The 17,112-nt window shown below is 37.2% G+C and carries 16 protein-coding genes and 1 pseudogene; 8 read left to right on the forward strand and 9 right to left on the reverse strand.

The window, feature by feature from the left end; all coding sequences use genetic code 11:
- Positions 1–43: 43 nt before the first annotated feature.
- Both coaE and cobA read right to left on the reverse strand, forming a co-directional pair.
- Positions 44–634, reverse strand: coding sequence for a dephospho-CoA kinase (gene coaE, locus FJR04_RS01935; protein WP_168491316.1), 591 nt, complete (start codon positions 632–634; stop codon positions 44–46).
- 23 nt (positions 635–657) lie between these two features.
- Positions 658–2,279: pseudogene (gene cobA / locus FJR04_RS26565) on the reverse strand (uroporphyrinogen-III C-methyltransferase).
- A gap of 92 nt (positions 2,280–2,371) precedes the next feature.
- Between cobA and FJR04_RS01950 the strand changes: the two are divergent.
- The 3 genes from FJR04_RS01950 to FJR04_RS01960 all read left to right on the forward strand — a co-directional run bounded on the left by FJR04_RS01950 (position 2,372) and on the right by FJR04_RS01960 (position 5,275).
- Positions 2,372–2,707 (forward strand): XisI protein, encoded by a 336-nt coding sequence (locus FJR04_RS01950; protein WP_168491320.1) that lies wholly within the window; start codon positions 2,372–2,374, stop codon positions 2,705–2,707.
- Positions 2,708–2,775: 68 nt separating this feature from the next.
- The gene (locus tag FJR04_RS01955; RefSeq protein WP_168491328.1) at positions 2,776–4,470 is read left to right on the forward strand and encodes a bifunctional serine/threonine-protein kinase/formylglycine-generating enzyme family protein; all 1,695 of its coding nucleotides are present in this window, start codon (positions 2,776–2,778) and stop codon (positions 4,468–4,470) included.
- Between the two features lie 496 nt (positions 4,471–4,966).
- Positions 4,967–5,275 (forward strand): helix-turn-helix transcriptional regulator, encoded by a 309-nt coding sequence (locus FJR04_RS01960; protein WP_168491330.1) that lies wholly within the window; start codon positions 4,967–4,969, stop codon positions 5,273–5,275.
- 207 nt (positions 5,276–5,482) lie between these two features.
- On the opposite strand, the gene FJR04_RS01965 is transcribed toward FJR04_RS01960, so the two are convergent.
- On the reverse strand, positions 5,483–5,926 hold the full coding sequence (locus FJR04_RS01965; RefSeq protein ID WP_254445182.1) for a hypothetical protein: 444 nt from the start codon (positions 5,924–5,926) through the stop codon (positions 5,483–5,485).
- Positions 5,927–6,122: 196 nt separating this feature from the next.
- On the opposite strand from FJR04_RS01965, the gene FJR04_RS01970 reads away from it, so the two are divergent.
- Together FJR04_RS01970 and FJR04_RS26570 are read left to right on the forward strand one after the other, a co-directional pair.
- Positions 6,123–6,629: a DUF1993 family protein gene (locus tag FJR04_RS01970; RefSeq protein ID WP_168491333.1), complete on the forward strand. Its 507-nt coding sequence runs from the start codon at positions 6,123–6,125 to the stop codon at positions 6,627–6,629.
- 628 nt (positions 6,630–7,257) lie between these two features.
- The gene (locus FJR04_RS26570) at positions 7,258–7,776 is read left to right on the forward strand and encodes a DUF2267 domain-containing protein (protein WP_217359204.1); all 519 of its coding nucleotides are present in this window, start codon (positions 7,258–7,260) and stop codon (positions 7,774–7,776) included.
- A gap of 39 nt (positions 7,777–7,815) precedes the next feature.
- Here FJR04_RS26570 and FJR04_RS01980 read toward each other — a convergent pair whose 3' ends face one another.
- The 4 genes from FJR04_RS01980 to FJR04_RS01995 all read right to left on the reverse strand — a co-directional run bounded on the left by FJR04_RS01980 (position 7,816) and on the right by FJR04_RS01995 (position 11,714).
- Complete coding sequence (locus FJR04_RS01980; RefSeq protein ID WP_168491335.1) at positions 7,816–8,673, reverse strand: SDR family NAD(P)-dependent oxidoreductase; 858 nt, start codon at positions 8,671–8,673, stop codon at positions 7,816–7,818.
- Positions 8,674–9,251: 578 nt separating this feature from the next.
- On the reverse strand, positions 9,252–9,722 hold the full coding sequence (locus FJR04_RS01985; protein ID WP_168491336.1) for a tetratricopeptide repeat protein: 471 nt from the start codon (positions 9,720–9,722) through the stop codon (positions 9,252–9,254).
- A gap of 4 nt (positions 9,723–9,726) precedes the next feature.
- Positions 9,727–10,668, reverse strand: a complete 942-nt coding sequence (locus tag FJR04_RS01990; RefSeq protein ID WP_168491337.1) for a homogentisate phytyltransferase — start codon at positions 10,666–10,668, stop codon at positions 9,727–9,729.
- A 203-nt stretch (positions 10,669–10,871) separates the two neighbouring features.
- On the reverse strand, positions 10,872–11,714 hold the full coding sequence (locus FJR04_RS01995; RefSeq protein ID WP_168491338.1) for a methyltransferase domain-containing protein: 843 nt from the start codon (positions 11,712–11,714) through the stop codon (positions 10,872–10,874).
- A gap of 205 nt (positions 11,715–11,919) precedes the next feature.
- Between FJR04_RS01995 and FJR04_RS02000 the strand changes: the two genes are divergently transcribed.
- Together FJR04_RS02000 and FJR04_RS02005 are read left to right on the forward strand one after the other, a co-directional pair.
- Complete coding sequence (locus tag FJR04_RS02000) at positions 11,920–13,254, forward strand: TrkH family potassium uptake protein (protein WP_168491339.1); 1,335 nt, start codon at positions 11,920–11,922, stop codon at positions 13,252–13,254.
- 36 nt (positions 13,255–13,290) lie between these two features.
- Positions 13,291–13,986, forward strand: coding sequence for a TrkA family potassium uptake protein (locus FJR04_RS02005; RefSeq protein ID WP_168491340.1), 696 nt, complete (start codon positions 13,291–13,293; stop codon positions 13,984–13,986).
- 47 nt (positions 13,987–14,033) lie between these two features.
- Here FJR04_RS02005 and FJR04_RS02010 read toward each other — a convergent pair whose 3' ends face one another.
- A complete protein-coding gene (locus FJR04_RS02010) occupies positions 14,034–15,146 on the reverse strand; it encodes a tetratricopeptide repeat protein (RefSeq protein WP_168491341.1) in 1,113 nt (370 codons plus the stop codon).
- Between the two features lie 85 nt (positions 15,147–15,231).
- Positions 15,232–16,350 carry a tRNA preQ1(34) S-adenosylmethionine ribosyltransferase-isomerase QueA gene (queA, locus tag FJR04_RS02015; RefSeq protein WP_168491342.1) on the reverse strand — a complete coding sequence of 373 codons (1,119 nt, stop codon included), beginning with the start codon at positions 16,348–16,350 and terminating at the stop codon, positions 15,232–15,234.
- 320 nt (positions 16,351–16,670) lie between these two features.
- Between queA and FJR04_RS02020 the strand changes: the two genes are divergently transcribed.
- The gene (locus tag FJR04_RS02020; protein ID WP_168491654.1) at positions 16,671–17,060 is read left to right on the forward strand and encodes a hypothetical protein; all 390 of its coding nucleotides are present in this window, start codon (positions 16,671–16,673) and stop codon (positions 17,058–17,060) included.
- The last annotated feature ends 52 nt before the right edge of the window (positions 17,061–17,112 follow it).

Consider the following 17,112-nt stretch of genomic DNA (forward strand, 5'->3'; position numbering starts at 1 on the left):
TAAGCTATAACTTCTAAATACCACAAAGGAAGAAAGAGGGTATTTAAATACTCTTTCTTATCACTAGATCTATTTGTTGTAATAGTGATTCTAGAGTTGAAGAATTATCTAAATTTACGTCAGCACGGGCGATTTTTTCAGATATGGGTAATTGGCTGTTAATTCTTGCTGCTGCTTGTTCTGGTGTTAAATTATTTCTTTCTATTAATCGTTGTTGTTGCTGTTGTGCTGAACAAGATACAACCCAAATTTGATTAACTAGGCTTTCTAAATTGGCTTCAAATAATAGGGGAATTACTAAAATCAACGTATTTGCAGATGATTCCTTAATAGCTTGATCAAAACAATTTCTCACATAAGGATGAATTACACTTTCTACCCAATCACGTTCTTCTGGTTGATTAAAAATGATTTCTCCTAATTTGGCTCTATTTAAATTACCATCATGTAATATGATTTCTGTCCCATATTTTTCAGCAATTTGTGACAGAATAGGAGAACCGACAGATACCGCATCTCTCGCATAAATATCTGCATCTAAAATCGGTAAATTGTAAGCAGTAGCTAAATAATTCGCAACTGTACTTTTACCAGTCGCAATACCACCAGTTAAACCAATTAAGTTTTTATTCATTAGTTAGTTATAAATAAGGATATTTAAACCTCTTCCTGCTCCGTCTCTGCGCTCTCTGCGTCTCTGCGGTTCGTTATTCTTAGATATTTAATTATAGCATTTGTTAAACCTTCCAAAGTATATTCTTCCGCTTCAATATCTACCCTTCCAAAGACAGAATGACAAGTTTTTGAAGTTTGGGGACCAATAGAAGCGATACAAACTCTAGCTAAATTTTCCGGGTTGTAAGTAAAGATATGCGCTGTTAACTGGGAGAAAAATTGCACTGTTTTAGAACTAGCAAAAGTAATAATATCTATGGTATTATTAACCAAGGCATATTCAGCCGCAGCAGGGATACTTTGAGGACAGCAAGATTCATAAGCGGGAACTTCAATTACTTCTGCACCTTTTGCGGTTAACTCTTTAACTAATACTTCCCTTCCACCAGTTTCAACTCTGGGAAATAATATCTTTTTACCTGTTAGTGATTCGGGAAAGTTTTCAACTAAAGAATCAGCAACAAAATTAGGAGGAATAAAATCCGGTTGAATATTTTGTTTTTGCAAACTTTGGGCGGTTTTTTCACCAACAACGGCAATTTTTACACCAGCTAAAGCACTTTTATTTTGACCAGATTTTTCTAATCTACTAAAAAAGTATTCTACACCATTACTAGAAGTGAGAATTAGCCAATTGAAAGATGATAAATCCGAAATTGCTTGATCTAAAGCTTCCCAACTGCTAGGGGGTCCAATTTCTAAAGCTGGCATTTCTATTACTTTAGCACCTGCTGCCGTTAAGCGATCGCTCAATTGATTTGATTGTCCCACGGAACGGGTAACTAAGATGGTTTTACCAGCAAGGGGAGAAAGATTATAATTCACGGTTGTTGCATTAATAATTTTTGGTTTCGCGCAAAGACGCAAAGAAGAGATTTTTTAGATTACAGGTAATTGCGTAATCGTACAACTTCACCAATGACTATGACTGCGGGAGAGAGAGATAAACCAGCGGTTTGTTGGAGGATATTTCCCAATTCTCCTGTCCAGATTTGTTGGTTTGGTGTTCCAGCCCAACGGATAATAGCAATGGGTGTAGAAGAGGATTTTCTATATTTTATCAGTTGATGGATTATTTCTGGTAAATTTTTTCCTCCCATCAAAATTACTAAGGTTTCTAAGCTTGCTAATGCTTCCCAGTTTAAAGTTTCTGGTTCATGGGCTGTACAGACTGTAAAACAACGACTAAGTACATTATCTGTGAGAGGAATTCCGGCTAATAATGGTGCTGCTAATGCGGAAGAAATTCCGGGAATGATTTCAAATTCACAACCTGCTTTTTTTAAAGCTTCAATTTCTAAAATACAGCGACCAAATATAAAAGGATCTCCTGATTTTAGTCTAATAACTTGTTTGCCTTCTAAAAAATATTTTACCAAAAAATCGTTAATTTCAGTTTGGGAAGTGCTGGGTTTACCACCCCGTTTACCAACATCTATTTTTAGACAATCAGCAGGGACGCAATCTAATAATTGACTATCAACTAAAGCATCATAAACCAATACTTGAGCAGTTCCCAAAAGACGATAGGCTTTAACTGTTAAATATTCTACATCTCCAGGACCAGCACCAACTAGATAAACTTTACCCATTTCTGTAATCATTTTTAGTAATTACTCCTCAATAAAGGTTGTTATATTATAATAAAGTTACTCAAACATGATATAATTCTTATGAAGTCTTTACAAGACTATACATGGATAAATTAGAAAGATATCAACATTATATTGAAAGTATTCTCGAAGAATATAGTCAATATAAACCATCCTATGGAGATGTAGAATTACAGGTAATTCTTGATAAAGAACATAATCATTATCAATTAATGACTGTGGGATGGAATGGAGAAAAACGCATTTATGGAATCATGCTACATATTGATATCAAAGATGGTAAAATTTGGATACAACATAATGGAACTGAAAGAAGAATTGCTCAAGATTTATTAGAATTAGGAGTACCAAAACAAGATATTGTTTTAGCATTTCATTCACCAACTAGAAGAAAGTATAGTGATTTTGCGGTGAGTTAATTAGGTTTGGGGTAAAAATAGACAATATTGTATAATTATACTGAGATAATTAACCCCAACGAGCATTTATGAGTCAGTGTCTTAACCCCGACTGTCTACAGCAAAATCCACCGAAGACGATATTTTGTCAACGTTGTGGGAGTAAACTGGTATTACAAGAACGGTATCGTGGTGTACGGGTTATTGGTGAAGGTGGCTTTGGGAGAACCTTTTTAGCAGTAGACGAACAAAGATTAGATACTCCCTGTGTAATTAAGCAATTTTTACCCCAACAGTCGGGAAGTGCGGCTTTAGAAAAAGCGACGGAGTTATTTAAACAACAAGCTTTTCGACTGCGAGATTTAGGGAAACATTCACATATTCCAGATTTACTGGCTTTCTTTCCCCAAGAAGGAAGATTATATTTAATTCAGGAATTTATTGAAGGTAAAAATCTGTTAGATGAATTAGAACAAAAAGGGAAATTTAGCGAGTCGGAAGTTAAACAGATATTAATTGAATTATTACCTATTTTACAATTTGTCCATGATAATAAGGTCATTCATAGAGATATTAAACCAGAAAATATTATTAGAAGTTCTCAAACTGGCGCTTTATTCTTAATTGATTTTGGAGTTTCTAAGGAAGTTGGGGGAAGTGTTCTGACTAGAGTGGGGACGATTACAGGAACGCCGGGATATGCACCACCGGAACAATTTCGCGGGATGGTTTTTCCTAATAGTGATCTTTATAGTTTAGCTGTAACTTGTATTCGATTATTAACGGGATGTTTCCAAAACGCTGATGATTCTGATGCACTTTTTGATTCTATGAGAATGCAGTGGGTATGGAAAGAAAAGATTTCTGTAAGTAAGGGGTTAGAAATAGTTTTTGATAAAATGTTGCAGGATTTACCTATTAATCGTTTTCAGTCTGCTAAAGAAGTTTTCTTAGCATTGCAAAATAGGAAATTTCCAACACCACCAAAATTACCAGTTTCTGCTATTCCTGTACTAACAGTTCCACCAAAAATTATTTCTTTACCACCAAAACTACCAGTTTCTCCTACGCATAACGAAAATTTAGGGAATGGTTTGATTTTAGAAATGGTAGCTATTTCTGGAGGGACATTCCTCATGGGTTCACCAGTAGGAGAAGGAAATGATAATGAAAAACCCCAACATGAAGTTACAGTTCCACCTTTTTATATGGGGAAATATCCTGTCACTCAAGCACAATGGGAAAGGGTAGCAGTTTTACCAAAAGTGAAGATAGATTTAAATCCCAAGCCATCACAGTTCCAAGGGACAAATCTCCCCGTTGAAAATGTATCATGGCTTAATGCACAGGAATTTTGTACTAGACTAAGTAACACTACAGGTAAAATATATCGTTTACCGAGCGAAGCTGAATGGGAATATGCCTGTAGAGCCAAAACTACAACTCCCTATCACTTCGGTGATACCATCAGTACAGATTTAGTGAATCACAATGGGAAGTATGAACAAACCACAGATATAGGAAAATTTATTCCTAATGCTTTTGGTTTGTATGATATGCACGGGAATGTATGGGAGTGGTGTGAAGATGAGTGGTATGAAAATTATATAAAAGCACCTGATTTTGGGAGTAATCTGATTAGTCAACGCAATATTAAGCTAATGCGTGGTGGTTCTTGGATAGATGATGCTAAGTATTGTTGCTCGGCTAGTCGTCGTGGAAATTCCCGTGCTTATCGTTACTTTAACTGCGGTTTTCGAGTCGTCTTCTCTCCCATAACTTAGTAGCACTTTACCCTTTCAAATATTTTTAACCGAAAATGTCTGAATCAGGATATCCAGGATTTGAGGATTAACAGGATTTTGTGTGAAGTTTGATTTTTTGGAATGTGAGGATTTTTGGATGTTACCTGAATTATGATGTAGGAAAGATATGATTTTTAAATGAATCTGAAAATATATGATAGTTAATCAAATAAAAATCCTGAAAATCCTTTAATCCTGAGTATCCTGATTCTGACAGTGGAGATATTAATTAAAAAATAAACAACTCTGGCTGCTGTATTATAGCAATATTGGGCGTTGCTGATTAACGGTATGAATTTTAGTCTCACGCAAAGGCGCAAAGACGCAAAGGTAAGAGTTTTAAAGGTTCAATTTAGGAATTTCATACCTCAATATGGCTATCGCCACGCAGGCTATCAGCAACGCCGAAAAAGCTATAGAAAGAGTTTATTTGCATAGAACCCAGAAAGTCACACCTATATAGAGGAAGTTGAAAATGACCAAGAGTAATAATGCAATTAAAATCCTTGACAAAATGACTGGTAACGATATTGAATTAGAAGCAATGATAGCCGAAGAATCTATCAATGCAGAAGTCGCACAACTAATTTATGCAGCTAGAACCAAAGCAGGTTTAACCCAGAAACAACTAGCAGAACTTATGGGGACAAAACAGCCTGTAATTGCTAGATTAGAAGATGCTAATTATGAGGGACATTCATTATCAATGTTGCAAAAAATAGCTCATGTCCTTAATCAAAAAGTGATAATTGATATGATACCCATAACTGCTAGTAGTAGGTAAAATTGATGAATGTGTGAATCAGGATATCCAGGATTTGATTTTTTGCTAAATCCCTACAATGAATTTAAAAAAAACTCTTCTTTTGCGTCTTTTTGATATCAAAGATGGTAAAATTTGGATACAACATAATGGAACAATTTCGCGGTATGGTTTATTATAATAGCGATATTTACTGCCTCTATATTTAGTGATAGAGGCTAGTTTTATCTAATCAGTTTTAACTTCCAATTTCTCACTACCTGAAAATTTTAACTCATCAATTCTTCTTAAAGCAGACTCTTTAATTAAAGCTGCTTTTGCACGACTTTTTAGGATTTCTTGATAATATTCTTCAGGTGATAATCCATAATCTCTCTTCACGCAGGCAATTTTATCTTTAATGCAGTCCTCAATCATTAATTTGACATCAACAAGATAGTAATCTTCATTGAATGATTTAATATGTATTTTATGAGTTATTGAAGGAACTGCAAGTCTTTTGAGACCTCTTGCTTCTTTTAATACTCGACTACCTATTAAATTGTCATCAACATCAGAAAAAGTAAAAATTGTTTTGCCTTTGGTATTTCTTTTTAAAGCTGGTTTCAAGCCTACAAAAATATCAACTGATGGGAATACACTGGTCAAGAACAAAAAATTATCCATTGTCATTTACTGTTGGTTTCTTTAATTATCTAATATTTTGTCTCCAAATGTTTGGAGGGATTACTATTAGTGGTTGATTGATATCTGCTAACTGAATTAATTTATTGAAAAAATCCTAAACCAGATTTTACTCAGATATTAACTTTTTTGTCCCTTATCAACAGAGAATAGTCTTGAAGACCTGCTTTTAGGAGAGATTCTTATGACTATTTCCATGTATCAAGCCTTAGTTCCATCAATCATTCGCTCTCTCAATAATCTCATAGCAATTCTGGAAAAGGGTGCTGCACACGCAGAAGCCAGGAAAATAGATCCATCAATACTGATCACTAGCCGACTCTATCCTGATATGTTGCCGTTAGCGCGACAAATTCAAATCGCTTCTGATGTTGCTAGAAAAGGTGCTGCTAGACTGGCCGGATTGGAAGCCCCCCAGATGGAAGACACTGAAACCACCTTTCCTGAGCTTATTGCGCGTCTTCAAAAAACCATCGCTTATCTGGAAACATTAACACCTGAGCAAATTGATGGCTCAGAAGAAAGGTCAATTTCCCTACCAGTAGGTAAAGAAACCATGAATTTTGAGGGATTGCCCTATCTACTTTACTTCATTTTACCTAACGTCTATTTTCATGTCACTACTGCTTATGACATTCTTAGACATTGTGGTGTAGAACTGGGTAAGCGAGATTTCCTTGGTAATCCTTAACTATCAATAGTTTCAGAAAGGTGTAAGATCGGGATGCTTGCAAGTGCAATTAATATTTGCTTGCAAGCATATTGCACTATTTTTTTCTGAAGTTTTTACTTGCTAAATAACTCTTGAGAATTAATTATTGATTTTATATTTGTTTCTTGTGATAGATGAAGACCAATATATTAATTGATTACGTTACAAGTAGTTGAAACTAAAATAAATATCACATCTAGGTTAGGTTACTACAATTACTTTAGATGTTGAGATTTGAATTGGAGGAAAGCGACTTATGCCAATTACTATCAGAGACAATATTACCTACACCTTACTCAAGAAAATTAACGAAACTGGGCAAGGAATGCATGAAGTTCACTTTAATAAAGCTGATTTTTCCAATCATCCAATAACAATAGCCGAATTTTTGGGACATTTAGATTACCTAAATCAAAAGCATTATATCAATGCTGAATTTACAGGTAATGCTTATGCCAATCAAGAAGACGTTCCTGATTTTATTCATACCCAGGAATTTGACTTGCGAATTGCTAATACTCTGGGCGCATCGGATGGACCATTACCGCATTTGATTACCTTTAAAAAAGCAGAAATGACGGAAAAAGGACAGCAGCTATTAAACAAGATGGAAGCTAATCCTCCACAAATATCAGCAGAAAAACCATCAGTGGCTATTGCTGATAAAAATTTGCCTTTTTTAGAAAAAGTCATGGCAAAAAGTGGCTTACCAGATATTTTTGATGCCAGAGATATAACGGAAGTAGTCTTCCGGGTGATGCGCGATTTAATGACAACAGAAGCAGCGGACAGAGTAGAAGCAGAACTGCATGAACCAGCCGAAGTAACTAAAGATAAATCCCTGCAATTAGAAGTTGCAGATTTATGGCATGATACCAACCCAATTGTCGCCTTTTTAAGTCGAGTCCGTCCACCTTTACAACCGGCAGGTATCTTTAGAGGAATTGATAGCGATCGCTTTTTATTTCGAGTTGAAAATGAAGGGGGAATGCCACCAAATGTAGACACAAAAGAAGTAGTTAAAGCCGTATTTTCAGCCACTAAAGACGAATTGTCATCAGAACGAATTCAAGAAATTGCTACCTGGCTACCTGATAAAATTCGCCAAGTCTGGGAAGAAGCATAAGAGATAATGTCACAATGATCCCTATCTGTACCAAGTGATCTACAAACCCATTGAGTATAAAATTAACCGATCATGGAGATGATCCGGCAAAATGTGCTTCAGTATCGCTCCAATTTTGGCATCTTTGCCAACGAGATAGCGTGTCTTTGGCTGTTTTGCAGTTAGCGCATGGACAACAGTCTGAGCGACAATATCCGCAGAAATTCCCCCAGATGCGAGAATCTGCATTTTCTTACGGACAATATTCATGGACTGACCATAGAGATTTTGTGCCGATTGCGGGAGATTATCCTGTGCTATTTCCGATTGACTTAGGGACTTTTCCCAGATGGGAGTAGCGATCGCACCAGGTTCGATAATGGAAACCGAGATTCCCCAAGGTCGTAATTCCATCCGCATCACATCAGTGAGTGCAACAAGGGCAAATTTTGACGCATTGTAAGCTCCTAAGTACGGAGTCGGGCTTCTACCAGCAATAGAACCCATATTGACAATTCGACCGCGACTTTGGCGTAATAGACCCAGGAATGCTTGTGTTACAGCTAATTGACCAGTGACATTAACCAGCATTTGTTGTTGAAATTCAGCGATCGCTAATAATTCCAAAGGTCCAGGGACGGCAATTCCGGCATTATTCACTAAACCTAAAATCCCAGCACCACCTACTGCATTTGTGACTGTATCAACCGCAGATGCAATTGACTCCGCATCAGTCACATCTAAAAAAATCGGCATCAGTCTTTGAGACCCTTTCTGTTTAAGTGTTTGAGCATCCACGTCTTGACGCACACCAGCAAAAACAGAGAAGCCCAACTGGTCTAAAAGCAAAGCACAGGCCTGACCGATTCCTGTTGAAGCTCCTGTAACCACTACTGTATTTTGATTTTCTGCAACCATGAATTTTCTGTGATGACTATTGATTTCACTCTTTTTAGGTTAGACATTGCCGATAAGATGGCTTACTCCTAACTTATGCAAATGAAAGCTCGAAAAACAGGACAGAAAAGCGACAGAATCTTTAACAATATTTATAGCAATTGACAGAATGGTTAGCACATCAATTGATATTTTTGATACTTTTTTCAGGAGCATTTTACTCAAGCAGCAATCTCAAAATATGCCTGATCATTAGACATCTACAAGGGTTCTCGGTGACGCATATTTAATTTATAAGGGAAATGCTGAAAACCCCTGAGAAACAGCAACGCAGTTGCGTATTTCGTACTTTAGGCAGGGGATGAAAGCTAGATGAGTCCTAAAGGACTCAGCCATGTTAAAATATTCTAATCAGTACAAGATTTAAAAACCTACCCCTGGACTGGGGGAAAGTCTACGCCCAAAACACTCTTGAGGAGATATGATTACGCCCTACAAGGCAAACGTGGTCAGCCTGGGAATCTGTGTAAACAGAATATTAAGACTGTGAGGTCTTAAGAATCTCCGCACCTTTAGGTCGGAGAGTGTCAAGGAGATATCTATTGTAATTTAGCAGTCATTTTATCTAACAAAAGAGAGACTTTTTTCGCTCTTTCTGGTTGACGCTGTTTTTGCAATAACTCTTTTGCTTGAACTAAATTAGCTTTGGCTTCTACTTCTTGTTCTTGCTGCATGAGAATATTTGCTAAACGTAAATAAGCATCAGGATTTTTGGGACTGCTATCAATTACTTCACAAAATAACGCTTTTGCTTCGGCAACTTGTCCCTTCTGATTTAAAATATCTCCTAATAACAACCGTACCATATCATTAGTAGAGTTGATAGCAATAACTTTTCTAAAAACTATTTCGGCATTTTCAAAATCTTTGGCTTGATATAAATTGATTCCTTTCTGAAATAAATTAGAGGTAATCAATGTTTTGATACTCAAATAACCAAGAATGGCAAGACCAATAATGACTACAGAAATGGCTATAATATCAGACGAGTTGGAAAATGTTTCTAACATGAATTTAAGCTAATAAACAGGAGATGGGAAAAATTAGATATTCAATGAAAAACAATTTCCAGATAAATTGGTAGAAATTAGTAATTGCTTTTTTGTCTTGTAAATCTACACCATTACCTTGCCACCACATGACAATTAAAGCTACTGTATGGGTGATTAAGATAAAAATAGTGTTAACTTCCGCAAGACGGAATAACGCTACTAAAATCATGCCTACATAACAAATTGTTAATACCCAAAGTGCGAGACTAAATACTTTTTGTTGTCCGAGTTGGAGGGTAAAAGTTGTGATATTGTAAACTCTATCGCCTTCCATATCAGGAATATCTTTGAAAATAGCGATCGCAAATGTAAATACCAAGATAAACACTGTTAAAGCCCAGACTGCACCCGGTATCCCTTGGCTTCCCTGCAACAACCAATTAAAATGCAGAAATAACCCTAAATTAACTACTGTTCCCCGGACTGAAAAAATACATAAAGCAGCCCAAAAAGGAAACTGTTTTAAACGAATTGGTGGTAAAGAATAAGCTGTACCAATTGCTAAACTTATCACTACCATTCCTAATAAAAATGGACCAGTTAGCCATGCTACAGCTAAAGCGACAATACCAGTAATAATAACAATTAATTGTCCTTGTCCTCTGGTAAATGCTCCTGACGCTAAAGGTAAATCAGGTTTATTGATCTTATCAATATCAATATCTTCCAATTGATTCAACCCCACAATATAAATATTGCCACATATACAAGCAATCCATGTTGCTAAAATTTGACTAATATGCAAACTAGAAAATTTTGTAGAAGTGACACCAAGGGTAATTAAATATAAACCCAAAACACTTAAACTTGTCCCCATAATCGTATGAGGACGGGAAAATTTCCAAAAAGCTGAAAACCAACTTCCTGGAAAAATAGCAGAACTTTGTTTATAAAATTGATTCATCTTTTGCTCTTTTTTGTTTTCTGCACCTTAAGGGATTTAACTCATAGCATATTGTAGCTATATGAGGTAAAAAAGTTGATCAAAAAGCTATGTCATACAAGACTTTTACTCCTGACTCCTGTAAGGGCGAAGCATTCGGGCGATAAATTATCAAGTTTTGTCCAAGGTTATTTTCCGAATGCTTCGCCCCTACGACTCCTGTTTTATTTTGTCCCACGCAATAACCCAAACCGAACTAATCCAGTTTCATAACCTCGACGCATTAACCCTAGAGATAATGCCCCCTGAATTGTACTCCAACCAGCCATCAATAAACCTACAAATGCTTGGGGTGTAAATGCAGAATCAATTACCACATTCCAAAAAGGAGCAACAGCGGTTGACCAATCAGCCGTGCGAATATGATTTAATGGTAGTTGCCGAGCGATCGCTTCATACTCAGGTAAAGAAATTACATAAGGTAAACAATAGACTCGGTAAATATCCTCTAAGTGCTTTTGTTCATCCGCTGTCAGTGGTGATTTATCCGTCGGCCGATGACACCAAGTTACCATAATCAAAGTCCCACCCGGCTTTAACACGCGGTAACACTCTTGCAAAAACTTAGTTTTATCTGGCATATGTTCACCGCTTTCCAGTGACCACACCAAATCAAAAGAATTATCCTCAAAGGGCATTTCCTGAGCATTGGCAACCATGAATCTAGTTTTTTGACTCAAATTCATGGCTAAAGACCGTTCGGTAGCTCTAGCGGCTTGTACAGGACTTAATGTAATTCCCGTGGCATTGCCCCCAAACTTTTCAGCTAAGTATAAAGAACTACCACCAATGCCACAGCCGACATCAAGGATATTTTCAGCACCTTTAACATCTGCCCACTTTAGCAACTCTTCAATTAAATCAATTTGTGCCTGACGACGTTCTTTTAGCTGTTTACCATCTGCACCATAATAACCGTGGTGCATATGTTCGCCCCAAATTTGTTCCCATAAACCGGAGGAAGCGTCGTAAAATTGCTGAATTTGCTTGTAAAGTATTTGACTCATTAATTTATCAATAAAAAGATGACAGGAAATTCAAAAAAAACTTATTTGTAGGCTACCATCTATGTTTCTAATTAGATAGGGATATTTTTTTGCCTGGGAATAACTCACTAATTCTACCTTGTGAAGATACCAAACCCTGGGGAAAATTCAAAATAGCCTGATGATAAGGCTTGCATATACAACGTTTATTCATTCTTTATTACTTATGACTGTTGCTAGGACAATCTGTTTGGGATTTGTAGCTGTCATTGTATTGGGAGCAATTCTCTTGACAATGCCTTTCTCTACCAGTAGTGGTGATTGGAATGATCCCATTGTGGCACTATTTACGGCAACTTCGGCGGTTTGTGTCACAGGTTTAGCGGTAGTGGATACTGGTAGTGATTTTTCTTTTTTAGGTCAATTGTTTATTTTACTATTGGCACAAATTGGTGGTTTAGGTTATATGACAACTACCACATTTTTGATTTTGTTAATTGGCAGAAGATTTGATCTTCGCCAAAAAGTAGCAATTCAACAAGCTTTAGACCGCCCAGGTATGAGTGGGAGTACGCAAATTATCCGTTCTATTATTGCGACTACCTTATTTTTTGAAATCACGGGAATATTTTTATTAATGGCAGCCTTTGTGCCTGAAAAAGGTTGGCAAGAAGGAATTTGGTTGGCAGTTTTTCATAGTGTCAGTGCTTGGAATAACGCTGGATTTAGCTTATTTAAAGATAGCTTAATTGGTTATCAGTCTTCTCCTTTGGTAACACTAACTATCAGCGGTTTAATTATCTTTGGAGGTATTGGTTATCAGGTGATTTTAGATATGTATCTATGGTTGCGCGATCGCCTTATTAAAAAAACCAGTTGTTTAGTATTTTCTCTTGATTTTAAAGTTGCTACTAGTACAACTTTAATATTATTAGTTTTAGGAACAATTGCCATATTTTTTATAGAAGTTAGAAACGATAGTACCTTTGGGCAATTAAATTTACTCGAAAAATTATTAGTAGCGTGGTTTCAGTCAGTAACTACCAGAACGGCTGGTTTTAATAGCATTGATATTGGTCAAATGACTAATGCTGGATTATTCATTATCATTGCCCTCATGTTTATTGGTGCAAGTCCTGGAGGTACGGGAGGAGGAATCAAAACAACTACTTTACGAGTTCTTACCAGTTGTACACAATCAATTCTTCAAGGCAAAGAAGACGTGTTATTATATGAGCGTAAAATTGCCATTTCATTAATTTTAAAAGCTGTTGGTGTGGTGTTCGGTTCACTCGCTACAGTGATTATTGCCACGATTTTAATTAGTATTACTGATCCCAACTTAGCTTTCATTCAAATTCTTTTTGAAGTAGTATCAGCTTTTGCTACAGTAGGTCTTTCCACAGGGATTACAGCTACTGTTTCTACCGCAGCCAAAGTAATATTAATTTTCACAATGTATGTTGGTCGAGTTGGTATTTTATTATTAATGTCATCCATACTAGGCGATCCTCGTCCTACGAGAATTCACTACCCCGAAGAAAATCTACTTGTTGGATAAAATGGTTTAGTAACTAACAACTGACAAACTATGAATATGAATCTTTCATCATTAAAATTTCTTCGCAGTTTACGTAAAGATAACCACCAATTTGCCGTAATTGGCTTAGGGCGTTTTGGTCGCTCTGTCTGTTCAACACTCCATAATTTAGGATATCAAGTTTTAGCTACAGATATTGACGAAAAACGGGTTTCTGAAGCTTTAAATGAAGAAATTGTTGGTCATGCTTTACAACTAGATTCAACCGAACCAGCAGCCCTAAAGGAAGCGGGAATTTTTGAATTTGATACTGTGATTGTTGCTATTGGTAACTACGTTCAGGAAAGTATTATCACTACCTTAAATGCAAAAGAAGGTGGTGTACCTCACGTAGTTGCAAAAGCTTCAAGTGAAGTTCACCAGAAATTATTAAAAAGAGTGGGAGCAGATCATGTCGTGTTTCCTGAATATGAAGCTGGTTGTGCTTTAGCACGTACACTTACTAAACCCGGCATTTTAGACAGATTTGATCTTGACACAGATCATAGTATTGTTGAGTTGATTGTTCCTGATGAATTTAATGGGAAAACCATTGCTGAACTTCAACTTCGTAACCGTTATGGTTTAAATATGTTGGCGGTAAGTCATGATGGTAAATTTATCATTAATCCCGAACCAACTAAACGGTTAGAAAAAGGTTCTGCAATGGTAGTAATTGGTTGCAATAAAGATATTAATCGTTTACCAATTTGAGGCAATAATTAACAATTGACAATTGACAATTATTAGAGATTTTTTATCTATTTCTTTGGTGTCAAATCAGGTAATGTAGATTCTCCAAATGTTGGTGTATTCGCAGGTGCTTCTTCCATGGGGGGAAGATTTGCGGGTGCTTGTTCAACAGGTGGAGTAGTAATTGCTGTTTCGCTACTTGGTTGATTGACTGGCGATGGTTTTGGTGCTAAAACTTGGGCAATTTGCTCTATTAATTGCTCAGTTTTGGCAATTTGCTCAGTATTTCCTTCAGTTGTATATTGTTGTCGAGCGCGTCTAAATGCTTGAGCAGATTCCTTGAAAGCACCTTGATTATATAAAGTTACTCCTAAGTTATAGTAAGCTGAAGCATTATTGGGATTTTGGCGGATTGCTTGTTGATAAATATTAATTGCTTCGGCAGTTTTGCCTTGAATTACTAAAAGACTACCTAAATTATTGTAAGCTACAGTATTTTCAGGTGCTATTTTTAGGACTTGACGATAAGCAGAAATTGCTGATTCTATTTCACCTTCTTGTTGTTGAACAATGGCTAAATTAAAGTAAGCATTTGCATGATTTCTATCTAAATTAATCGCTTGTTCATATGCAGCGATCGCATCTTGGCGCTGTTCTTGTTCATACAACAAAACTCCCAAATTATAATGGGCATTAGCCAGTGTGGGAGTGACAACTAAAGATTGACGGTAAGCGGTAATAGCGGCTTCTTTTTGTCCTTGTTTTTGTAAAGCCACCCCCAAATTATAATAAGCTTCTCCCAAATTGGGATTCAATCTAATCGCTTCTCCATATTCTTGAATTGCTAAATCTAACCGATTTTGCTGTAAAAGAATATTACCTAAATAATTCCGCGCTTCTCCAATATTAGGATCTCGCTGTAAGGCTTTCCGAAAAGCCATTTCCGAACCCTGAAAATTTTGACGATTATAAAAAGTTACTCCCTGTTGAAAAGACATTGCTGCATCTAAATCTTGAGAAATAACTGTTTCTGCTAACAGCTTGCTGCTGGAAGAATTAATAATTGCTGGTAAAGTCAAGATTAAAAATGCTGACGAAGCACAGACAACTCCCACTAATGCCTGTCTATATGCAGATTTAGTTCCGTCTAAATGCGGATGCTTATGATATTTTTGATACATGGTTTGCAACCCTTTAGTTATATTGATCTAATACAAATTAGATTATCTATAACTACATCAAAAATTCATAATTGACAATTGAAAACTATAATTTTATTGTTTTCCCTTCTGGTAAGATCACCATTGCATCACCGAAGGAATAAAAGCGGTATTCAGAAGCGATCGCTTCTTGGTAAATATCTAGTAATCTAGTCCTACCAATCAAAGCACTAACCAGCATCAATAAACTAGAACGGGGTAAATGAAAATTGGTGATTAAACCCTGCACAACGCGCCATTCATAGCCAGGATAAATAAATAAATTTGTCTTACCGACAAAGGGCTGTAAATCTCCCAATTGCGCCGCACCTTCCAAAGCTCTTACCGCTGTAGTCCCCACCGCAATAATTCGCCCTCCAGCCGCCTGAGTAGCCCGAATTTGCTCCACAGTATCAGCAGGGACTTCAATCCATTCTTCGTGCATGGCGTGAGTAGTAACATCTTCTACTTCCACTGGACGGAAAGTACCGACACCAACATGGAGCGTAATAAAAGCTTGATTAATGCCACTACTACGCAATTTTTCCAGTAATTCCGGTGTGAAATGTAACCCTGCCGTTGGTGCAGCGATCGCTCCTTGTTCCTGAGCATACACAGTTTGATACTGTTCATCAGCAGCAGTAGAAGCCGTAATATAAGGCGGTAGGGGAATTTGTCCAAATTTCCCTAAAACCTGTACTAAAGGAACTTCTGGCGGTAAATCAAACTGTAATAATCGCCCCCCTGTCTCCGGATCTGATTCAACCACCGTCGCTTTTAATATCTGTTTTTTCCCCTCTTCCTCCCCTGTAAAAATAATCTCACTGCCCACCTTAAACCGTTTACCCGGTTTTACCAAAGCCAACCAGCAATTATGCCGTCGTTCCTCCAACAACAACACCTCCACCTCTGCACCCGTAGACTTACAGCCATACAAACGAGCGGGAATTACCTTTGTATTATTCATTACCAACAAATCCCCCGGTTTGAGCAATCCCGGCAAATCATGGAAAATGTGATGTAGAGGTGGTATGGTTTTACCAGCTTCAGGAGAATTGATAACTAATAGCCGGGAACTATCTCTAGGAACAACAGGGTTTTGGGCAATTAGTTCTGGTGGAAGTTGGTAGTCATAACCAGATAATGAACAATCTAAATTTACAGCTTGTAGTATTTTTTGCTCCATATTAATTGGTGATTGGTGATTGGTAATTGTCAGTAGTCAGTAGTCAGTAGTCAGTAGTCAGTAGTCAGTAGTCAGTAGTCAGTAGTCAGTAGAAAAAATATTCTCCCTGCTCCTCTGCTCCTCTGCTCCCCTGCTCCCCTGCTCCCCTGCTCCCCTGCTCCCCTGCTCCCCTGCTCCCCTGCTCCCCTGCTCCCCTGCTCCCCTGCTCCCCAGATTGGGTAAACCTCCCCATAGCAAGACGGGTGCTTTTACCCTACCGGGATCACTACTTTATTCACGAAGATAGAGATGTAGAACTAGCCTTGATCCAAAATATTATGATGGAATACCTATACTATCTAGCAAATGCCAGTCTCACCTTGAGAATTGTTCAACATTTACATGGTAAACCTGAGTTTCCTGTTTCCTTTGTGACTGTAATTCATCAAATTGATGGTTGGGTAGTCAGAATTAAATTTACACAACCAGTTTCAGAACAACAAGATGGCGATTTTCGGGCTTTTCTGAATGAACTAGGAATTAGCTATCAACCACCAATGAGAGTGCAAATGGCACTTTGGAGTTTAGAAGCAGGACAAGCTCCTGTAGACGTAATGCGTCGTTATCAAGTAGCAATTGTTTCTCATGGTAGCCCAGAAAGGGAAGAAATTGAAGCATTTCGCCAACAGTTTGTTAGAGGCTTAGGATATTGTCCCGAAACACTGGCTTAAAGAATTCCAGAGAGTGCTGACATTAAGCTATCAGCAACAAAATTATTTGCGT

Source organism: Anabaena sp. UHCC 0204, assembly GCF_009711975.1.
In the GTDB taxonomy this organism is placed as follows: domain Bacteria; phylum Cyanobacteriota; class Cyanobacteriia; order Cyanobacteriales; family Nostocaceae; genus Dolichospermum.

What these genes read in the sequence shown, in the direction of transcription:
- coaE (WP_168491316.1), bottom strand. Translation starts at nt 634, where the DNA reads ATGAATAAAAACTTAATTGGTTTAACTGGTGGTATTGCGACTGGTAAA.
- FJR04_RS01950 (WP_168491320.1), top strand. Translation starts at nt 2,372, where the DNA reads ATGGATAAATTAGAAAGATATCAACATTATATTGAAAGTATTCTCGAA.
- FJR04_RS01955 (WP_168491328.1), top strand. Translation starts at nt 2,776, where the DNA reads ATGAGTCAGTGTCTTAACCCCGACTGTCTACAGCAAAATCCACCGAAG.
- FJR04_RS01960 (WP_168491330.1), top strand. Translation starts at nt 4,967, where the DNA reads ATGACCAAGAGTAATAATGCAATTAAAATCCTTGACAAAATGACTGGT.
- FJR04_RS01965 (WP_254445182.1), bottom strand. Translation starts at nt 5,926, where the DNA reads ATGACAATGGATAATTTTTTGTTCTTGACCAGTGTATTCCCATCAGTT.
- FJR04_RS01970 (WP_168491333.1), top strand. Translation starts at nt 6,123, where the DNA reads ATGACTATTTCCATGTATCAAGCCTTAGTTCCATCAATCATTCGCTCT.
- FJR04_RS26570 (WP_217359204.1), top strand. Translation starts at nt 7,258, where the DNA reads ATGGAAGCTAATCCTCCACAAATATCAGCAGAAAAACCATCAGTGGCT.
- FJR04_RS01980 (WP_168491335.1), bottom strand. Translation starts at nt 8,673, where the DNA reads ATGGTTGCAGAAAATCAAAATACAGTAGTGGTTACAGGAGCTTCAACA.
- FJR04_RS01985 (WP_168491336.1), bottom strand. Translation starts at nt 9,722, where the DNA reads ATGTTAGAAACATTTTCCAACTCGTCTGATATTATAGCCATTTCTGTA.
- FJR04_RS01990 (WP_168491337.1), bottom strand. Translation starts at nt 10,668, where the DNA reads ATGAATCAATTTTATAAACAAAGTTCTGCTATTTTTCCAGGAAGTTGG.
- FJR04_RS01995 (WP_168491338.1), bottom strand. Translation starts at nt 11,714, where the DNA reads ATGAGTCAAATACTTTACAAGCAAATTCAGCAATTTTACGACGCTTCC.
- FJR04_RS02000 (WP_168491339.1), top strand. Translation starts at nt 11,920, where the DNA reads ATGACTGTTGCTAGGACAATCTGTTTGGGATTTGTAGCTGTCATTGTA.
- FJR04_RS02005 (WP_168491340.1), top strand. Translation starts at nt 13,291, where the DNA reads ATGAATCTTTCATCATTAAAATTTCTTCGCAGTTTACGTAAAGATAAC.
- FJR04_RS02010 (WP_168491341.1), bottom strand. Translation starts at nt 15,146, where the DNA reads ATGTATCAAAAATATCATAAGCATCCGCATTTAGACGGAACTAAATCT.
- queA (WP_168491342.1), bottom strand. Translation starts at nt 16,350, where the DNA reads ATGGAGCAAAAAATACTACAAGCTGTAAATTTAGATTGTTCATTATCT.
- FJR04_RS02020 (WP_168491654.1), top strand. Translation starts at nt 16,671, where the DNA reads ATGGAATACCTATACTATCTAGCAAATGCCAGTCTCACCTTGAGAATT.